The sequence below is a fragment of the Ancylobacter tetraedralis genome (assembly GCF_014195655.1).
Lineage (GTDB): Bacteria > Pseudomonadota > Alphaproteobacteria > Rhizobiales > Xanthobacteraceae > Ancylobacter > Ancylobacter tetraedralis.
In genome coordinates, this window is sequence record NZ_JACICD010000002.1 from 159688 (window position 1) to 175641 (window position 15954).

At 68.6% G+C, this 15954-nt stretch carries 15 protein-coding genes; 8 read left to right on the forward strand and 7 right to left on the reverse strand.

Annotated features, from left to right (window positions below; translation table 11 throughout):
* Positions 1-211: 211 nt before the first annotated feature.
* The 5 genes from aroA (at position 212) to FHS55_RS06065 (ending at position 3865) form a co-directional block, all read left to right on the forward strand.
* Positions 212-1555, forward strand: coding sequence for a 3-phosphoshikimate 1-carboxyvinyltransferase (aroA, locus tag FHS55_RS06045; protein ID WP_183189235.1), 1344 nt, complete (start codon positions 212-214; stop codon positions 1553-1555).
* A complete protein-coding gene (cmk, locus tag FHS55_RS06050) occupies positions 1552-2181 on the forward strand; it encodes a (d)CMP kinase (protein WP_183188810.1) in 630 nt (209 codons plus the stop codon). The genes aroA and cmk overlap by 4 nt, the downstream gene beginning before the upstream one ends.
* A 2-nt stretch (positions 2182-2183) precedes the next feature.
* Positions 2184-2630 carry a carboxymuconolactone decarboxylase family protein gene (locus FHS55_RS06055; RefSeq protein WP_183188811.1) on the forward strand — a complete coding sequence of 149 codons (447 nt, stop codon included), beginning with the start codon at positions 2184-2186 and terminating at the stop codon, positions 2628-2630.
* Complete coding sequence (locus FHS55_RS06060) at positions 2627-3508, forward strand: precorrin 6A synthase (RefSeq protein WP_183188812.1); 882 nt, start codon at positions 2627-2629, stop codon at positions 3506-3508. Before FHS55_RS06055 ends, FHS55_RS06060 begins: the two co-directional genes overlap by 4 nt.
* A 120-nt stretch (positions 3509-3628) precedes the next feature.
* A complete protein-coding gene (locus FHS55_RS06065) occupies positions 3629-3865 on the forward strand; it encodes a hypothetical protein (protein ID WP_183189284.1) in 237 nt (78 codons plus the stop codon).
* Positions 3866-3914: 49 nt separating this feature from the next.
* Here the strand turns inward: FHS55_RS06065 and FHS55_RS06070 are convergent, their stop codons facing one another.
* Positions 3915-5489: an EAL domain-containing protein gene (locus FHS55_RS06070; RefSeq protein WP_183188813.1), complete on the reverse strand. Its 1575-nt coding sequence runs from the start codon at positions 5487-5489 to the stop codon at positions 3915-3917.
* 612 nt (positions 5490-6101) lie between these two features.
* On the opposite strand from FHS55_RS06070, the gene rpsA reads away from it, so the two are divergent.
* The gene (rpsA, locus tag FHS55_RS06075; RefSeq protein ID WP_183188814.1) at positions 6102-7808 is read left to right on the forward strand and encodes a 30S ribosomal protein S1; all 1707 of its coding nucleotides are present in this window, start codon (positions 6102-6104) and stop codon (positions 7806-7808) included.
* A gap of 154 nt (positions 7809-7962) precedes the next feature.
* Here the strand turns inward: rpsA and FHS55_RS06080 are convergent, their stop codons facing one another.
* Positions 7963-8229 carry a hypothetical protein gene (locus tag FHS55_RS06080; protein ID WP_183188815.1) on the reverse strand — a complete coding sequence of 89 codons (267 nt, stop codon included), beginning with the start codon at positions 8227-8229 and terminating at the stop codon, positions 7963-7965.
* 184 nt (positions 8230-8413) lie between these two features.
* Between FHS55_RS06080 and FHS55_RS06085 the strand changes: the two genes are divergently transcribed.
* The gene (locus FHS55_RS06085) at positions 8414-8941 is read left to right on the forward strand and encodes a YqhA family protein (RefSeq protein ID WP_183188816.1); all 528 of its coding nucleotides are present in this window, start codon (positions 8414-8416) and stop codon (positions 8939-8941) included.
* 9 nt (positions 8942-8950) lie between these two features.
* Here FHS55_RS06085 and FHS55_RS06090 read toward each other — a convergent pair whose 3' ends face one another.
* The 5 genes from FHS55_RS06090 to FHS55_RS06110 all read right to left on the reverse strand — a co-directional run bounded on the left by FHS55_RS06090 (position 8951) and on the right by FHS55_RS06110 (position 14565).
* On the reverse strand, positions 8951-9487 hold the full coding sequence (locus FHS55_RS06090) for a sugar O-acetyltransferase (protein ID WP_183189236.1): 537 nt from the start codon (positions 9485-9487) through the stop codon (positions 8951-8953).
* Between the two features lie 216 nt (positions 9488-9703).
* Positions 9704-10771, reverse strand: coding sequence for a ferrochelatase (hemH, locus tag FHS55_RS06095; RefSeq protein ID WP_183189237.1), 1068 nt, complete (start codon positions 10769-10771; stop codon positions 9704-9706).
* A gap of 84 nt (positions 10772-10855) precedes the next feature.
* The gene (locus FHS55_RS06100; RefSeq protein ID WP_183189238.1) at positions 10856-11560 is read right to left on the reverse strand and encodes a glutathione S-transferase N-terminal domain-containing protein; all 705 of its coding nucleotides are present in this window, start codon (positions 11558-11560) and stop codon (positions 10856-10858) included.
* 156 nt (positions 11561-11716) lie between these two features.
* Complete coding sequence (locus tag FHS55_RS06105; RefSeq protein ID WP_183188817.1) at positions 11717-13144, reverse strand: homospermidine synthase; 1428 nt, start codon at positions 13142-13144, stop codon at positions 11717-11719.
* Positions 13145-13329: 185 nt separating this feature from the next.
* Entirely contained in the window at positions 13330-14565 is a 1236-nt protein-coding gene (locus FHS55_RS06110) for a polyhydroxyalkanoate depolymerase (RefSeq protein WP_183188818.1), read from the reverse strand.
* Between the two features lie 348 nt (positions 14566-14913).
* On the opposite strand from FHS55_RS06110, the gene FHS55_RS06115 reads away from it, so the two are divergent.
* Positions 14914-15720, forward strand: a complete 807-nt coding sequence (locus FHS55_RS06115; RefSeq protein ID WP_425485788.1) for a glutathione S-transferase family protein — start codon at positions 14914-14916, stop codon at positions 15718-15720.
* Positions 15721-15954 lie beyond the last annotated feature (234 nt).

A 15954-nucleotide genomic window follows, 5' to 3' on the forward strand; every position in this document is an offset into this window, starting at 1 on the left:
GGACGGCGCCCGCCGGGATGGCGCGCCGGCGTGCGCCCGCCCCGACGAACTTCGCTCCCGGCGGATATCACTTCCGCTAGGATGGTTGAGACTACCATCGCCGTTTGAGAAGGCTAGCGAGATGACGAGCCCCCTTTCGCCCCGCGCCACGACGGACGCTGCCACTATGGAAGCGGCCACGACGGACGCCGGTGGCCATGCCGGCGCGCCGATGCCCGCGCGTGCCGGCCTCTCGCCGGCGCTCAAGGGCACGGTCCGCGTGCCGGGCGACAAGTCCGTGTCGCACCGTTCGCTTATCTTTGGCACGCTGGCGGTGGGCGAGACCCGCATTTCCGGGCTGCTGGAGGGCGAGGACGTGCTCAACACCGCCAAGGCCTGCGCCGCGCTCGGCGCCACGGTGGAGCGCCTCGGCGAGGGTGAATGGCGCGTCGAGGGCGTGGGCGTCGGTGGCCTGACCCAGCCCGACGCGCCGCTCGATTTCGGCAATGCCGGCACCGGCTCGCGGCTGATGATGGGCGTCGTCGCCGGAAACCCGATCACCGCGACCTTTGACGGCGATGCCAGCCTGCGCCGCCGCCCGATGCGCCGCATCCTCGATCCGCTGGAGCAGATGGGCGTCGAGGTGATGGACGCCGCCGAAGGCGGGCGGCTGCCGCTCACCCTCAAGGGGCCGCGCGACCTGGTGCCGATCACCTATGAGAGCCCCGTTGCCTCGGCGCAGATCAAGTCCGCCGTGCTGCTGGCGGGCCTCGGCGCGCCGGGCGAGACCGTATTGATCGAGCGGGAGGCGAGCCGCGACCATACCGAGCGCATGCTCACCCATTTCGGCGCGGAGGTCACGGTCGAGCCTTATGGCACGCATGGCCGCAAGGTCACGCTCAAGGGCCGGCCCGAGCTGAAGCCCCGACCGATCGCCGTCCCGGCCGATCCCTCCTCCGCCGCCTTCCCGGTGGCGGCGGCACTCATCGTGCCGGGCTCCGACATCGTCATCGAAGGGGTGATGGTCAATCCGCTGCGCACCGGGCTGTTCATCACGCTCAAGCAAATGGGCGCTTCGATCGATTATTTGAACGAGCGCGTCGAGGGCGGCGAGGACGTGGCGGACCTGCGCGTGCGCCACACCGGCCGGCTGACCGGTGTCGAGGTGCCGGCCGAGCGCGCGCCCTCGATGATCGACGAATACCCGATCCTCGCCGTCATCGCCGCCTATGCGCAGGGCACCACCCGCATGAACGGCCTTTCCGAGCTGCGGGTGAAGGAATCCGACCGGCTTGCCGCCGTGGCCGATGGTCTTGCCGCCATCGGGGTCGCCCATCGTATCGAGGGCGACGACCTCCTCGTCGAAGGCAAGGGTTCGGTCTCGGGCGGCGGCCCGGTGGCCACCCATATGGACCACCGCATCGCCATGAGCTTCCTCGTCGCCGGCCTTGCCGCTGCGAACGCCGTGGAGGTGGACGACGTCGCCTTCATCGCCACCTCCTTCCCCAGCTTCCTGCCGCTGATGAAGCGGCTTGGCGCGGTTATCGAGGTGGACACGGCCGGGGGCGCGCGGTGATCATCGCCATTGACGGGCCGGCGGCCTCCGGCAAGGGCACCATTGCCCGCGCGCTGGCGGCGCATCTGGGCCTGCCGCATCTCGACACCGGCCTGCTCTACCGCGCGGTTGGGGCGGCGGCGCTGGAGGCGGGCGTCGCCTTCGAGGACACCGCCGCGCTTGCCGCGCTGGCGGCCGGCCTCGATTCGGCGAGGCTCGATGCCGAGGCGCTCAAAGCCGGCCCGGTGGGCGAGGCGGCCTCACGCGTCGCCGCCGTGCCCGCCGTGCGGGAGAAGCTGCTCAGGCTGCAGAAGGATTTCGCCGGCCAGCGCGGCGGCGCGGTGCTGGACGGGCGCGATATCGGCACGGTGATCGCGCCGCAGGCGCAGCTGAAGATCTTCGTCACCGCGACCCCCGAGGCCCGCGCCGAGCGGCGCTATCAGGAACTTGCCCGGCGCGGCGAGGCGGTGACGTTCGAACAGGTGCTGGCCGACATCGAGATGCGCGATGCGCGCGACAGCGGCCGGGCCAGCGCGCCGCTCATGCGGGCGTCCGACGCCGTGCTGCTCGACAATACCGGCCTCGATCGCGATGCCAGCATCGCCGCCGCGCTCGCGCTGGTGGCGGATCGGACCGGACGGAGCTGACGATGGCGGGCGAGGAAACCACGGTCGGCGAACAGCCGCCCGCCGACGACCGGCTGGCGCGCGGCAAGCGGCAGCTTGCCGCCATTACCGGCCGCTCGGGCGCCGAGGTGATGGCGGCTCTGGGCGACATCGCCCCCGATTTCGCCCGCTATATCTTCGAGTTCGGCTATGGCGACATCTATTCCCGCCCCGGGCTCGACCTGCGCACCCGGATGCTCGCCACGGTCGCCGGGCTGGTCTGCCTCGGCCATGCCGAGAAGGAACTGGAAGTGCATGTCGGCTCGGCGCTCAATGTCGGCGCGAGCCGCGAGGAAGTGGTGGAGACCATCATGCAGATGGCGCTCTATGCCGGCTTCCCGGCGGCGCTGAACGGCCTGTTCGTCGCCAAGCGGGTGTTTGCCGCGCGTGACGCCGAGGCGGGGCCCCAGGAGGGGCTCCAAGCGCGATGATCGACGCTGCCGGGAATGATGCGGCCACCGTGCGGCGCATCCTCGTCATCGGCATCGGCGCCGGCTCCCCGGCCCACCTCACCCTGCAGGCGATCGAGGCGATCAACCGGGCGGATCTGTTCTTCGTCTTCGACAAGGGCGAAGCGGCGAGCGAGCTCGTGGCCGCCCGTGAGGCCATCCTTGCCGCCCATCGCCGCGCACCCTGGCGCGTGGTGCCGGTGGAGAGCCCCCGCCGCCGTGCGGAAGCCCGTGTGCATCCGGCGGCCGAAGGGGGCGAGGAGGGGGGCGCGGCGCCCGCCGATCCCGCCCTTCCCGGCCCGGCCGGGGCCTATCGCGCCGGCGTCGCGGACTGGCACGGCGCCCGCGCCGGGCGGCTGGCACAGGCGATCGCGGCACAGCTCCCGCCCGGCGGGACCGGGGCGGTGCTGGTCTGGGGCGACCCCGCGATCTACGATTCCATGCTGCGGATTCTGGAGCAGACGCGCGCGCATCTGGCGCTGGTCCTTGAAGTGATCCCCGGCATTTCCGCCATCCAGGCGCTATGCGCCGCCCATGGGCAGGTGCTGAACGCGGTGGGCGAAAAGGTCACCATCACCACCGGGCGCCGCGTGCTGGCCGATTACCCCACGGGCGGCGGGAGCCTCGTCGTCATGCTGGACGACGGCTCCGGCCTTGCCGCGCTCATCGCCCGCGAGGCGCGGGCGCGCGCGGCCGGCGCCTCGCCGCTGCTCATCTGGTGGGGGGCGTATCTGGGCATGCGCGAGGAAATGCTGGCGAGCGGCCCGCTCCATCAGGTGGGACACGACATTCTCGCCCGCCGGGCGCAAGCCCGCGCCCGGCGGGGCTGGATCATGGATGTGTGGCTCGTGCGGGGGTGATGCCCGGCCCCGCACGCCTCCGCACGCCGGCTCACGTCTGCTCCCCTGCCGCCGAACCCTTCATTGCCGGTGGCGACCGGGTACGCCTAAACTCGCGGGCGTCCATTCGGAGACAGCTCAATGGCGACCCGTCCGCTTTCCCCCCTCTCCACCGCGCCGTCCGCTCCGCCCGTCCGGGAGCCCGTTCCCGCTCATCCCGAGGAGATAAAGGCGGTGTTCGAGGCGAGGCTTGGCCGATTCGCGACCTTCCAGGCCAGCGCGCGCGTCACGCCCGCCGGGGTGGTGACGGCGGGGATCGCCGGAACCGCCCTGCTGTTCGGCGTCGCGGCCGTGCTGCGCGCCTGCCTGAGGCGGTGAGGAGCTTGAAGGAACGCGGCGTCGCGCAGCAACGGCATGGCTCTGCCGTTCAGGCGATCGTGAAGGCCGGCGGCACCTCCGGCACGCCATGGGCGGCGCGATTGGCGCGGCAGAAGGCGATGTATTCCTGCGCCGGCAGGGCGGGGGAAAACAGCCATCCTTGCGCGAAACCCACCTGCTGCCGGCGCAGATAGGCGGCCTGGGCCTCGGTCTCGACGCCCTCGGCGATGATCTGCAGCATCAGTTCGCGCGCCATGGCGATGATATGGTCGGTCACGTGCCGGGTGGGGGCGTCGGTGCCCACCGCCTCGATGAAGCTCTTGTCGATCTTCAGCGCGTCGACCGGCAGGCGCTGGAGATATTGCAGGCTGGAATAGCCCGTGCCGAAATCGTCGATCGCGGTCATGTGGCCGCGCCGGTGCAACTCGGCGAGCGTGACCCGCGCGCCCTCGATGTCGACGAATCCCCGCTCCGTCGCTTCCACCCAGATCTGCTGCGGCTCGATGCCGGTGCGCGCGAGCTTGTCATCGAGCGCGGCCAGGATACGCCCCGAGCTTATGTCGGCGGCTCCCACATTGATGGAAATGTGCTGGCGGCGGTCATTGCGCAGCAAGTCTCCGAGATCGGCGACCACGGCTTCCAGCACCTGATCGGTGATCGGCTCGATGAAGCCGGTATATTCGGCCAGCGGTATGAACAGGTCGGGCCCCACCAGCGTTCCGTCGGGCCGGCGCCAGCGCACCAACGCCTCCGCGCCGATGCAGCGGGAGGTCGCCAACTCGATGATCGGCTGGTAGTGCACGACGAATTCATGCTGGCGCACGGCCAGTTCCAGTTCGCCGCGCGGTGACAGCCGGCGTCGCATCAGCCAGAAGGCGATGCCCCCGAACAGCACCGCGAGGGGAATGGTGACGCTGAGCAGCAGGTATTTCGTGGCGTTCAGCTGCTGGGAGAAGCTGGGCCTCGGCAGGCGGACGGTCACCTTCCAGCCTTCCGCTTCGCGACTGGCGACGAGGTCCCCCGCGCGCGCCGGCGGCGGCTTGATGTCGGCGTTGCCGGTCGTTCGCTGGGTGGTGGCGAGTGCGATGCCGTTTGGGGCGGTCACCTCGACCCGCGCGTCCGGGTCGGTCGGCTGGAGCACGAAGCGTACCTGCGCGACCACCACGCTGTGCTTGCCGAGCTTGATCACCATTAACGGCCAGCGGCGCAGGGTGTTGCCGGGGAAATTGACGCTGAGACCGATGCCGTCCGGAAGCCAGGCGTGCACTGGCGCGCCTTGAACCGGCCGTGTCATGGGCCCCCAGGCGGTGCAGCGCACGAGGTTGTTGTCCACATAGCCGATATTGTCGGTCGCCAGCGAATTCGCCATGAGTTCGCGCAGGAGGGCGATATGTTGCGGCGAGCAGGGTGGCAGGTCGGTCTCGGTTGCCGCGTGCAGCGTGGCGCGCGCGTCGGCAAACACGGACAGCGCCTGCGCGACGGCCTCGCTGGCCAGCAGATCGACGCGGTCCTGCTGTGCGTTGATGGATACGCGCCAGGACAGAAAAAAGGCGATTGCCAGTGGCAGCAGCATCCCTGCGGCCACGATCAGCATTGCCTCAACGACCACGCGCCACCGACGCACCCGGAGCGTTCCCTCGGCTTTGCGGCGGGAACCCGCCTTCCCCCCTACGCGGACCTCAGCAATTGCCGTTCGCGCAAGCTCCCTCGCTGCGAGAATGCAGCAAAATCATAAAGAAATCCGCTGCAATCGGGTGTCTCGCGTTGTTTCATTTCCTTCGGCGGGGCACGATCTCCCGATCGATCGAGATCGTGTTACCATATTTAGATACCTCTTGTCGCGACCTGTCGACCTTGAACGCGCGGCCCGCGCGCCGCGTTCCACATCTTGCTCTTGGACGCATCTTGCGCTAAGGCAACGCGCGTCCGAGCACCCGTCAGGGTGACGCGGCCGAGGGGAGGGCCGGCGAAGCGGGAACCGCGTCGCCGCAGGCATGGAGGCAGCCCGCCCCGCCGCTATCGAGCATATCAGCCTATTCGATCCGGAATTCCAGGATGGCCGTGCCGTTTTCGGCCGGCGTCGGGGTCCGGGTGCCTCGAAGACCACGTTCCTGACGCCGCGGCCAATGCGCCGGGCTTCGCGAGAGGTTGCAGCGGGAAGCGCCATGTCCCGATGCCCGCGGTGAAGGGAACGATTATCAACCCCGTACCGGTGCCGTGGCGATCAGGAGTATTAATGTCCGCAGCTCAAACCCTGAGTTCCGCGCGCGAAGATTTCGCCGCGCTGCTCGAAGAAAGCTTCACCCTTGCCGAGCCGGCCGAAGGCGCGGTCGTCAAGGGCATCGTGGTCGCGATCGAGAAGGATCTCGCGATCATCGATATCGGCCTCAAGACCGAAGGCCGTGTGGCGCTGAAGGAATTTGCCGGCCCCGGCCGCGACCAGGTCATCAAGGTCGGCGACGAGGTTGAAGTCTATCTGGAGCGCGTCGAGAACGCGCTCGGCGAAGCCGTCCTGTCGCGCGACAAGGCCCGCCGCGAAGAGAGCTGGGTCCGTCTCGAGAAGGCGTTCAACGCCACCGAGAAGGTCACCGGCGTGATCTTCAACCAGGTGAAGGGCGGCTTCACCGTCGATCTCGACGGCGCCGTGGCCTTCCTGCCGCGCAGCCAGGTCGATATCCGCCCGATCCGCGACGTCGGCCCGCTGATGCACAACCCGCAGCCGTTCCAGATCCTCAAGATGGATCGCCGCCGCGGCAACATCGTCGTCTCGCGCCGCACGGTTCTCGAAGAGACCCGCGCCGAGCAGCGTCACGAGCTGGTGCAGAACCTCGAGGAAGGTCAGGTCATTGACGGCGTGGTCAAGAACATCACCGATTACGGTGCGTTCGTCGACCTCGGCGGCATTGATGGCCTGCTGCATGTCACCGACATCGCCTGGCGCCGCGTGAACCACCCGACCGAAGTGCTGAATATCGGCCAGACGGTCAAGGTGAAGATCATCAAGATCAACCACGAGACCCACCGCATCTCGCTCGGCATGAAGCAGCTGCTCGGCGATCCGTGGGAGGGCATCGAGGCCAAGTACCCGGTCGGCGCGCGCTTCAAGGGTCGCGTCACCAACATCACCGACTACGGCGCGTTCGTCGAGCTGGAGCCGGGGATCGAGGGCCTCATCCACGTTTCCGAGATGAGCTGGACCAAGAAGAACGTCCACCCCGGCAAGATCGTCGCCACCTCGCAGGAAGTGGAAGTCGCGATCCTCGAGGTCGATCCGGTCAAGCGCCGCATCTCGCTGGGCCTCAAGCAGACCCTGCAGAACCCCTGGGAAGCCTTCGCCGAGAAGTATCCCTCGGGCGCCACCGTCGAGGGCGAGGTCAAGAACAAGACCGAGTTCGGCCTGTTCCTGGGTCTCGATGGCGATGTCGACGGCATGGTCCACCTCTCGGACCTCGACTGGAACCGTCCGGGCGAGCAGGTCATCGACGAGTTCAAGAAGGGCGACGTGATCAAGGCGGTCGTTCTCGACGTGGATGTCGAGAAGGAGCGCATCTCGCTCGGCGTGAAGCAGCTCGCCGGCGACCCCTTCCAGGATTCCGGCGAGATCCGCAAGGGTGCCATCGTCACCTGCGAAGTGCTCGACGTGAAGGAAGGCGGCGTGGACGTGAAGATCGCCGGTTCCGACCTGACGACCTTCGTGAAGCGCTCGGAACTGGCCCGCGACCGCGGCGACCAGCGCCCCGATCGCTTCGCGGTCGGCGAGAAGTTCGACGCCCGCGTCATCCTGTTCGACCGCAAGGCGCGCAAGGTGCAGGTCTCCATCAAGGCGCTTGAAATCGCCGAGGAGAAGGAAGCCGTGGCGCAGTTCGGTTCGCAGGACTCGGGCGCTTCGCTCGGCGACATCCTGGGCGCCGCGCTCAAGAAGGCGTCCGAGAAGGCCGACTGAGGGACCGGCGCGGGGCTCACCGCCCCCGCCGCCTGACGGCGTGAGAAAGAACGACGGCCGGCGTGGTGACACGCCGGCCGTTTCGTTTTGGGCGGCCCAGGACATTGCCGGTGCAGATCGGTCGCGCCCGGAACCGGCATCCCTTGAGGGCGCTCTAGATCTGCGGCGGCGCTTCGACCGGCGGCGGCAGGCTGTCGGGCGGCAGTTCCTGCGGCGCGTTGCCCGGCAGGATCTCCGGCATGTCGGGGCCGGGCGGGGGGATATCCGGCCCGTTGTCGGGCAGGCCGGGCTCCTCGACCGGCGTCGGCGGGCTGTCGGGCGATTCGGCCGGCGCGGGAATGTCCGGCCCGCCCGGCTCGGGGCTGCGCGGCGGGCTGGCGAAATGGGGAGCGCTGGGCTGGGGAGCGTTGGGCTGGGCCATGGGCAGGTCCTCCGTTTTCCTCTGTCGAGGGCAACGGGCCCGGCGGCGCGTGGTTCCCTTCGTTGCACGCCGGACGAGAGCGATCCCCGGCCAATTGCATGGCGCCACCGGGTTGCGGAACCCGCCGCAAACGGGCCTAAGTGACGCCAGCTTGCGCCGCGGTCCGGCATTGAGGGGGACGTTCATGCCACGCACGGATTCGGGTTCTCTCGCGCGCCTCATCGTGCGGGTCGTGCTGGTGAGCCGCTGGGCGATGGTGCCGCTTTTCGTCGGCCTCGCCATCGGCCTCGTGCTGCTGGTCATCGCCTTCGCGTTGCGGCTGTGGAGCTTCGCGCTCCAGATCACCGCGATGAGCGAGACCGGCGTGATCATGGAACTTCTGACCCTGCTCGACCTCGTGCTGGTCGGCGGGCTGATCGTGATCGTGATCCAGTCCGGCTACGAGAATTTCGTCGAGAAGATCGACCGCCGGCACGCCCCGGATTCGCCCGCCTGGATGACGCGGATCAGCTTTTCCGGGCTCAAGCTCAAGCTGTTCGCCTCGCTGATGTCGATCGCCGCCATCACCCTGCTCAAGGCGCTGATGCGGCTGGAGCTTGATGTGAGCGAGACGCAGGTGCGCTGGCTGATGGCGGCGAGCGTGATCTTTCTCGCCGCCTATGCGGTGCTCGCCTTCACCGACCGCTACACCCATAGCGGCGACGACGGCTGAGCCGGCCCGTCAGCCGCGCAGGCGCGCGGGATTGCCCAGCGCGGTGGCGCCCGGGGGGACATCCTTCGTCACCACCGCGCCGGCGCCGATCACGGCATCGTCGCCAATGGTGATGCCCGGCAGGAGGATGGCGCCGCCGCCGATCCACACATGGCGCCCGATCCGCACCGGACGGCCGAATTCCAGCCCGGTGCGGCGCGTCGCGACATCGCGCGGATGGTCGGCGGTGTAGATCTGCACGGCCGGACCGATCTGCGTGCCCTCGCCGATGCTCACCTCCACCACGTCGAGCACGACGCAGTTGAAATTGAGGAACGCGCCCGCCCCGAGCCTGATGTTGAAGCCGTAGTCGCAATGGAAGGGCGGGCGGATCACCGCACCCGCGCCCACTTCGCTCAGCCGCTCCCGCAAGAGCGCATCGCGCACCGCCTGCGGCGCACCGAGGGCGCCATTATAGCGCGCCATCCAGGCGAAGGCGGCCTCCTGGGCGGCGACGATCTCCGGATCGCCGGCATGGTAGAGCTCGCCCGCAAGCATCTTCTGCATCGGGCTGCGGACGGAAATATCCGGCACGGCGGTCCTCCTTGCGCGACATCCCGGCACGGTGCCGGGGTCGCATGCCGTCCTCTCATTGCGGAGGCGACGGGGAGGCGCAAAACACGTTCGGTTTCGCGATGAAAGGAGCGCCGCGCCGCTCGCGCCAGAATCGCACGCCGGAATCGCGCGGTGCCGAACCGCTGACGATAGGCGCGCCCCGGACCCCTACAGCTCCACCCAGCCCTTCAGTTCGCGGCGCACCACCGCTTCCAGCACCTTGATGCCGTCCGGCGTGTCGTTGAGGCAGGGGATGAAGTGGAACTTCTCACCGCCGCTGTGATGGAAGATCTCGGCATTCTCGCCGGCGATCTCCTCCAGCGTCTCCAGGCAATCCGCCACGAAGCCGGGGGTGATGACGGCGAGGCGCTTCACGCCGGACTGCGCCAGTGCCTCCACCGTCTTGTCGGTATAGGGCTGCAGCCACTCGGCCTTGCCGAAACGCGACTGGAAGGTGAGACGCAGCTTGCCCTCCGGCCAGCCCAGCGCCTCGCGCACCAGCCGCGTGGTCTGGTAGCAATAGCAGTGATAGGGGTCGCCCTTCTCGAAATACTCCTTCGGGATGCCGTGGAAGGAGGCGAGCACCAGCTCCGGCTCCCAGTCCAGCGTGGCGAGCGAGGTGCGGATCGAATTGGCGATGCCCTCGATATAGGCCGGCTCGTCCGGCCAGTGCGGGGCGACGCGCAGCACGGGCTGCCAGCGCATCGTCTTCAGCGCATCGAAGGCGGCATCGCACACGGTGGCCGAGGTGGCGGCGGCATATTGCGGATAGAGCGGCACCAGCAGCAGGCGCTCGCAGCCCTGTGCCTGCAACGCTTCGATGCGCGAGGCGATGGACGGGTTGCCGTAGCGCATCGCCCAGTCGAACACGAGCCGGTCGGAAAGCGGGCCCAGCGCCGCGTCGAGCTTTTCCGACTGCGCACGGGTGATGGTGCGCAGGGGCCCCTCGTCGCGCTCCGTGTTCCAGATCGTCGCGTAGTCCTTGCCCTTGGCCTGTGGCCGCCGCGACAGGATGATGACGTTGAGGATGAACCACCACAGGACGCGGTTGACCTCGATGACCCGGCGGTCGGAGAGGAACTCCTTGAGGTAGCGCCGCATCGACCAGTAATCGGTGCCGTCGGGCGTGCCGAGATTGACGATCAGCACGCCGATCTTGCCGAATTTCACCGGCGGATGGCCGGCGGGCAGGTGCGAGGTGGAGCGCGCACCGGGCGGCGTCACATTCTGGTTCATCATCGCTCCCGACCTGTCGCTGGCGCCCGCTTATAGGCGAATCCAGCCTTGATGCCACCACACCGGCGGCATCGCTTATACGCGTCAGCCGCGCGGGGGGATTTCCAGTCCGCGCTGCACGGCGGGGCGATCGAGCCCGCGCGCCAGCCAGGCCGGCACATGGGTCAGCGCGGCATAGTCGACCAGCTCGCCCGCGCCGTAGAAGCCGACGAGGTTGCGCACCCAGCCGAGCGTGGCGATGTCGGCAATGGTGTAATCCGCGCCCATGATCCAGTCGCGGCCCTCCAGCCGGCGCTCCAGCAGGGCGAGCAGGCGCTTGGCCTCCGCGACGTAGCGGTCACGCGGGCGCTTGTCCTCATAGGCCGCGCCGGCGAATTTGTGGAAGAAGCCGACCTGGCCGAACATCGGCCCGATGGCGGCCATCTGCCACATCACCCACTGGATGGTCTCGTAGCGCGCGGCCGGGTCGGCGGGCAGGAATTTCCCGGTCTTTTCCGCGAGATAGAGCAGGATGGCGCCGGATTCGAACAGCGCCAGCGGCGTGCCGCCCGGCCCATCGGGATCGAGGATCGCCGGGATCTTGCCATTGGGGTTCAGCGCGAGGAACTCGGCCGTCCAGCTCTCGTCCTTCAGGATGTTGACCGTGTGCGCCTCGTAGGGCAGCCCGGTCTCCTCCAGCATGATCGACACTTTCACGCCGTTGGGCGTGGGGAAGGAATAGAGCTGAAGCCGGTCGGGATGCTGCGCCGGCCAGCGGGAGGCGATCGGGAAGGCGGAGAGATCGGACACGAGGGCGCTCATGGGGGTGCTCCGGGCGGGCGGGAAGGTCGCTCGCTTACTTAGGCGCGCCGCGCTGGCGCGCCAGTCGAAAAATCCGGCAGGCGCCCCTTGCGAAAACGGCCGGGACAGGCCCGGCCGCGTCATAGGTGGTTTCGGGCGATCCGCTCACCGCACCAATATGTTGCGGAACTGCCAGGGATCGGTCTCGTCGAGGTCTTCGGGGAACAGGCCCGGCCGGCCGTCGAGCGGCGTCCAGTCGGTGTAATAACCCTTTACCGTGCCGAGATAGGGCTTCTGGATATCCAGACAGCGGCGATAATCCATCTCGTCGGTCTCGACGATGCCGGCCTCCGGGTTCTCCAGCGCCCACACCATGCCGGCCAGCACGGCGGAGGTCACCTGAAGTCCGGTCGCGGTCTGGTAGGGGGCGAGGTTGCGCGCCTCCTGGATGGTGAGCTGCGAGCCGAACCAATAGGCATTCTTCGCGTGGCCGTAGAGCAGCACGCCGAGCTCGTCGCGCCCGTCGACGATCTCGTGCTCGTCGAGAATGGTCCAGTCGCCGGAGAACTTGCCCTCATTGCCGAACAGCTCGTGCCACGACACCAGCGCGTCGTTGCAGGGGTGGTAGGCATAGTGGCAGGTCGGACGGAAGCTCACCTGCGCACCGTTGCGCACGGTGAAATAGTCGGCGATCGAGATCGATTCGTTATGCGTCACCAGGAAGCCGTGCTGGGCGCCCAGGCTCGGGCACCAGGTGCGCACCTTGGTGGCGGCGCCCGGCTGCATCAGGTAGATGGCCGAGCCGGAGCCGAAATTGTGGGTGTGGCCGTTGGCCGGCATCCATTTCTCATGGGTGCCCCATCCCAGCTCGGCCGGCTGCAGCCCTTCCGAGACGAAGCCCTCCACCGACCAGGTGTTGACGAAGGTGCCGAACGGGCGCGGGTCGCGGGCGCGCTGGGTGTCGCGCTCGGCGATGTGCAGACCCTTGACGCCGAGCCGGCTCATCAATTCCGCCCAGCCCTCGCGGCTGGCTGGCTCCTCGAATTCGAGGCCGGTGTCGTGGGCGAGGTTGACCAGCGCCTGCTTGACGAACCAGGACACCATGCCGGGATTGGCGCCGCAGCAGGAAACCGCCGTCGGCCCGCCCGGCTGGGCGCGCTTGGCCTTGAGCATGGATTCGCGCAGCGCGTAATTGGAGCGGCTGGCGGGCGTGGCGTCCTTGTCGAAATAGAAGCCGAGCCACGGCTCGACCACCGTGTCGATATAGAGCGCGCCGCATTCGCGGGCGAGCAGCATCAGATCGACCGAGCCGGTATCGACCGAGAGGTTCACCACGAAGCCGCGCCCGCCGGAGGTGAGCAGGGGCGTCAGAACCTCGCGGTAGTTTTCCTTGGTGATCGCCAGTTGCAGGAAGGCTATCCCGCGCTCATCCAGCAGGGCGCGATGGTCGTCCACCGGATCGATGACGGTCAGGCGCTCCTTGTCGAAATCGAAATGCCGCTCCAGCAGCGGCAGGGTGCCACGACCGATCGAGCCGAAGCCGATCATCACGATGGGACCGTCGATTTTTCCATAGACAGGCCAGACTGACATTCTCGGGGGGACTCCTTTGACTGGGAAAATGTAGCTCCGCAGGACTTGGATCTTGCGGCCGCACCATGGGCACCGCAGCCTGCCGCGTCAATGGTGACGGGGGAGTGACGGGCCGAGCCGCCCGGTCGTCAAGGCCCGCCCTGCCGCGCTCGCCCGACCATTCCGGATCACTCCGACGGGGGGCCTCAGCCGTCGCTGGCGAGGATGTGGCTGCGCACGAGCGGATAGACCTGGCCCTTCCAGCGGCGGCCGCTGAACACGCCATAATGGCCGACGCCCGCCTGCATATGGTGGCGCCGCAGATGCGGGCGCAGGCTGGCGCAGATGTCCTGCGCCGCCACCGTCTGGCCGACCGCGCAGATATCGTCGCGCTCGCCTTCCACGGTGAGCAGCGCGGTGCGGCGGATGGCGCGGAAGTCGATTCGTTCGCCCTGATAGGTCAGCACGCCGCGCGGCAGGTCGTGTTCCTGGAACACGATGCGGATGGTCTCGAGATAGAATTCGGCGGCAAGGTCCAGCACGGCGAAATACTCGTCGTAGAAGGTCTTGGTGGTGCGCGCCTTCTCGTGCTCGCCCATGGCGAGGTTCTCGAACAGCTCGACATGCGCCTTCACATGGCGGTCCATGTTCATCGCGAGGAAGGCGCCGACCTGCACGAAGCCGGGATAGACCCGCCGGCCCGAGCCGGCAAAGCCGGGCGGCACGGTGGCGATCAGGTTCTGCTCGAACCAGTCGAGCGGCTTGGAGGTGGCGAGCTCGTTGACCTTGGTCGGGTTGACGCGGGTATCCACCGGCCCCGCCATCAGCGTGATGGAGAGCGGTGTCGCCGGGTTGTCGTTCTGCGCCATCACCGCCGTGGCGGCGAGCACCTGCACGCAGGGCTGGCACACGGCCAGCGCGTGGGCGCCCGGCCCGATGGCCTCCAGAAAGCGGATGACGTGCTCGACATAGCCGTCGAAGCCGAAGCCGCCGGCCGAGAGCGGCACGTCGCGCGCATTGGCCCAGTCGGTGACGTAGACGTCGTTCTCCGGAAGCAGGGTGCGCACCGTGTCGATCAGCAGCGTGGCGAAATGGCCCGAGAGCGGGGCCACCACGAGGATGCGCGGCTGCGGCTGGTCGAGGTCCTTGGCGAAATGCAGCAGCGTGCCGAAGGGCAGCGCGAGCGCTACCTCCTCGACCACCGCGACCTCGCGATTGCCGACCACGACGCTTTCGATGTCGAAGGCGGGCCGCGCGTGGCTCAGGCCGGAGCGCTCCACCATCTCGCACGCGGCGGAAAGGTTGCGCAGCAGCGCGCTTTCTCCGAAGCCGGACAGCCGGGTGCCGGACATGGCGGTGTCGAGGAGCCGCCGCGACATCCGAGCCATGGTGCGAAACGGGTCGAAGAGGTCGGTCTGGGCCTGATAGGCGGCATAGATCATCGGCGGCGGCTCTCGATGGCGGCGTGACGGGCCGCCCGTGCGACGGTTGCCGGCCGGCGGCCGGAGGAGAATGTCACGTAACGGTCGTCTCGTCCCGCCCCGTGCGCGATGGCGCGGCGCCGGGGAAGCGGCGGGCGGCGCGGCATCGCTGGGTTGTTCAAGGGCAAGGGGCGTGCCGTGTCGCGCGCGGCACCCGCCGGAATGCGGGTCGTGCCGGATCGGGTATGGCACGAATAGTGTTTGGCCCGTGCCGGTCTTTCGCTGGACCGCCGCCCGCGCTGGAATCTCACCCGTCGCGGGGCGCGGGTCCGTCGCACGATCCTCATCGCAGCCGATCATACAGGACGCATGCCCATGCCCGCGCCCACCGCCAAAGCCGCCTCCACCACCGGGCCGGGGACGACGCGCGCCAGAGCCTCGAGAGGGAGCGCCGCCAAGGGCGCGGCCACCAAGGCTCCGGCGGCCGCGGCCGCGTCCGGGCCTGCCGCCGGGTCGACGGCGTCCCCCGCCACCCTCACCATTTCCAGCAAGAACTACTCCTCGTGGTCGCTTCGCGGGTACCTTCTGTGCCGGCTGGCCGGGCTCGACGTCGAGGAGGTCCGGCTCTCCGCGGACGATCCCTCGATCCGGGCGGAACTGCTCCTGCAATCCTCGTCCTTCCTCGTGCCGCGCCTCGACCATGAGGGCCTGCGCATCTGGGACACGCTGGCCATCGCCGAATACCTGCACGAATTGAGGCCCGATGCCGGTCTGCTGCCCAAGGATCGGGCAGCGCGCTCGCATTGCCGCTCGATATCCGGCGAGATGCATTCCGGCTTCGCCAACCTGCGCTCGGCGCTGCCGATGAACATCAAGGCCCGCCACCCCGGCTTCAAGGTGTGGACCGGCGCGCAGGCCGATATCGAGCACATCCTCGCCATCTGGCGCGATTGCCTGACGACCTATGGCGGGCCCTATCTGTTCGGGCCCGCGCCGACCATGGCGGACGCCATGTACGCCCCGGTCTGCTCACGCTTCACGACCTACGACGTGGCGCTCGATTCGCTCACGCGGGGCTATTGCGAGGCCATTCTCGCGCTGCCGGCGATGGAGGAATGGAGCGCGGCCGCGCTGGAGGAGCCGGACGAGATGGAGGAGCTCGACGTCGAGTTCTGACCGCCCGGCGCGGGGCCGGCGGAAAACCTCGCGACGCTCGACCCCATCCCGTCCGTGGGGGCGGAGGGGCGGGGGTCTGGAAGCGGGCTCGATCCCGGACAGGAGAACCCGCACAAACCCACGCCGCCCCTCCGAGGGGAATGTCTGACATCGGATTCTCTCCTGAGGGGAGAGGGGCCCGCGGATCGGCTCGGGGAGGGGCTGCGGGATCGCGAAGCGATGGAGCCCTCACCC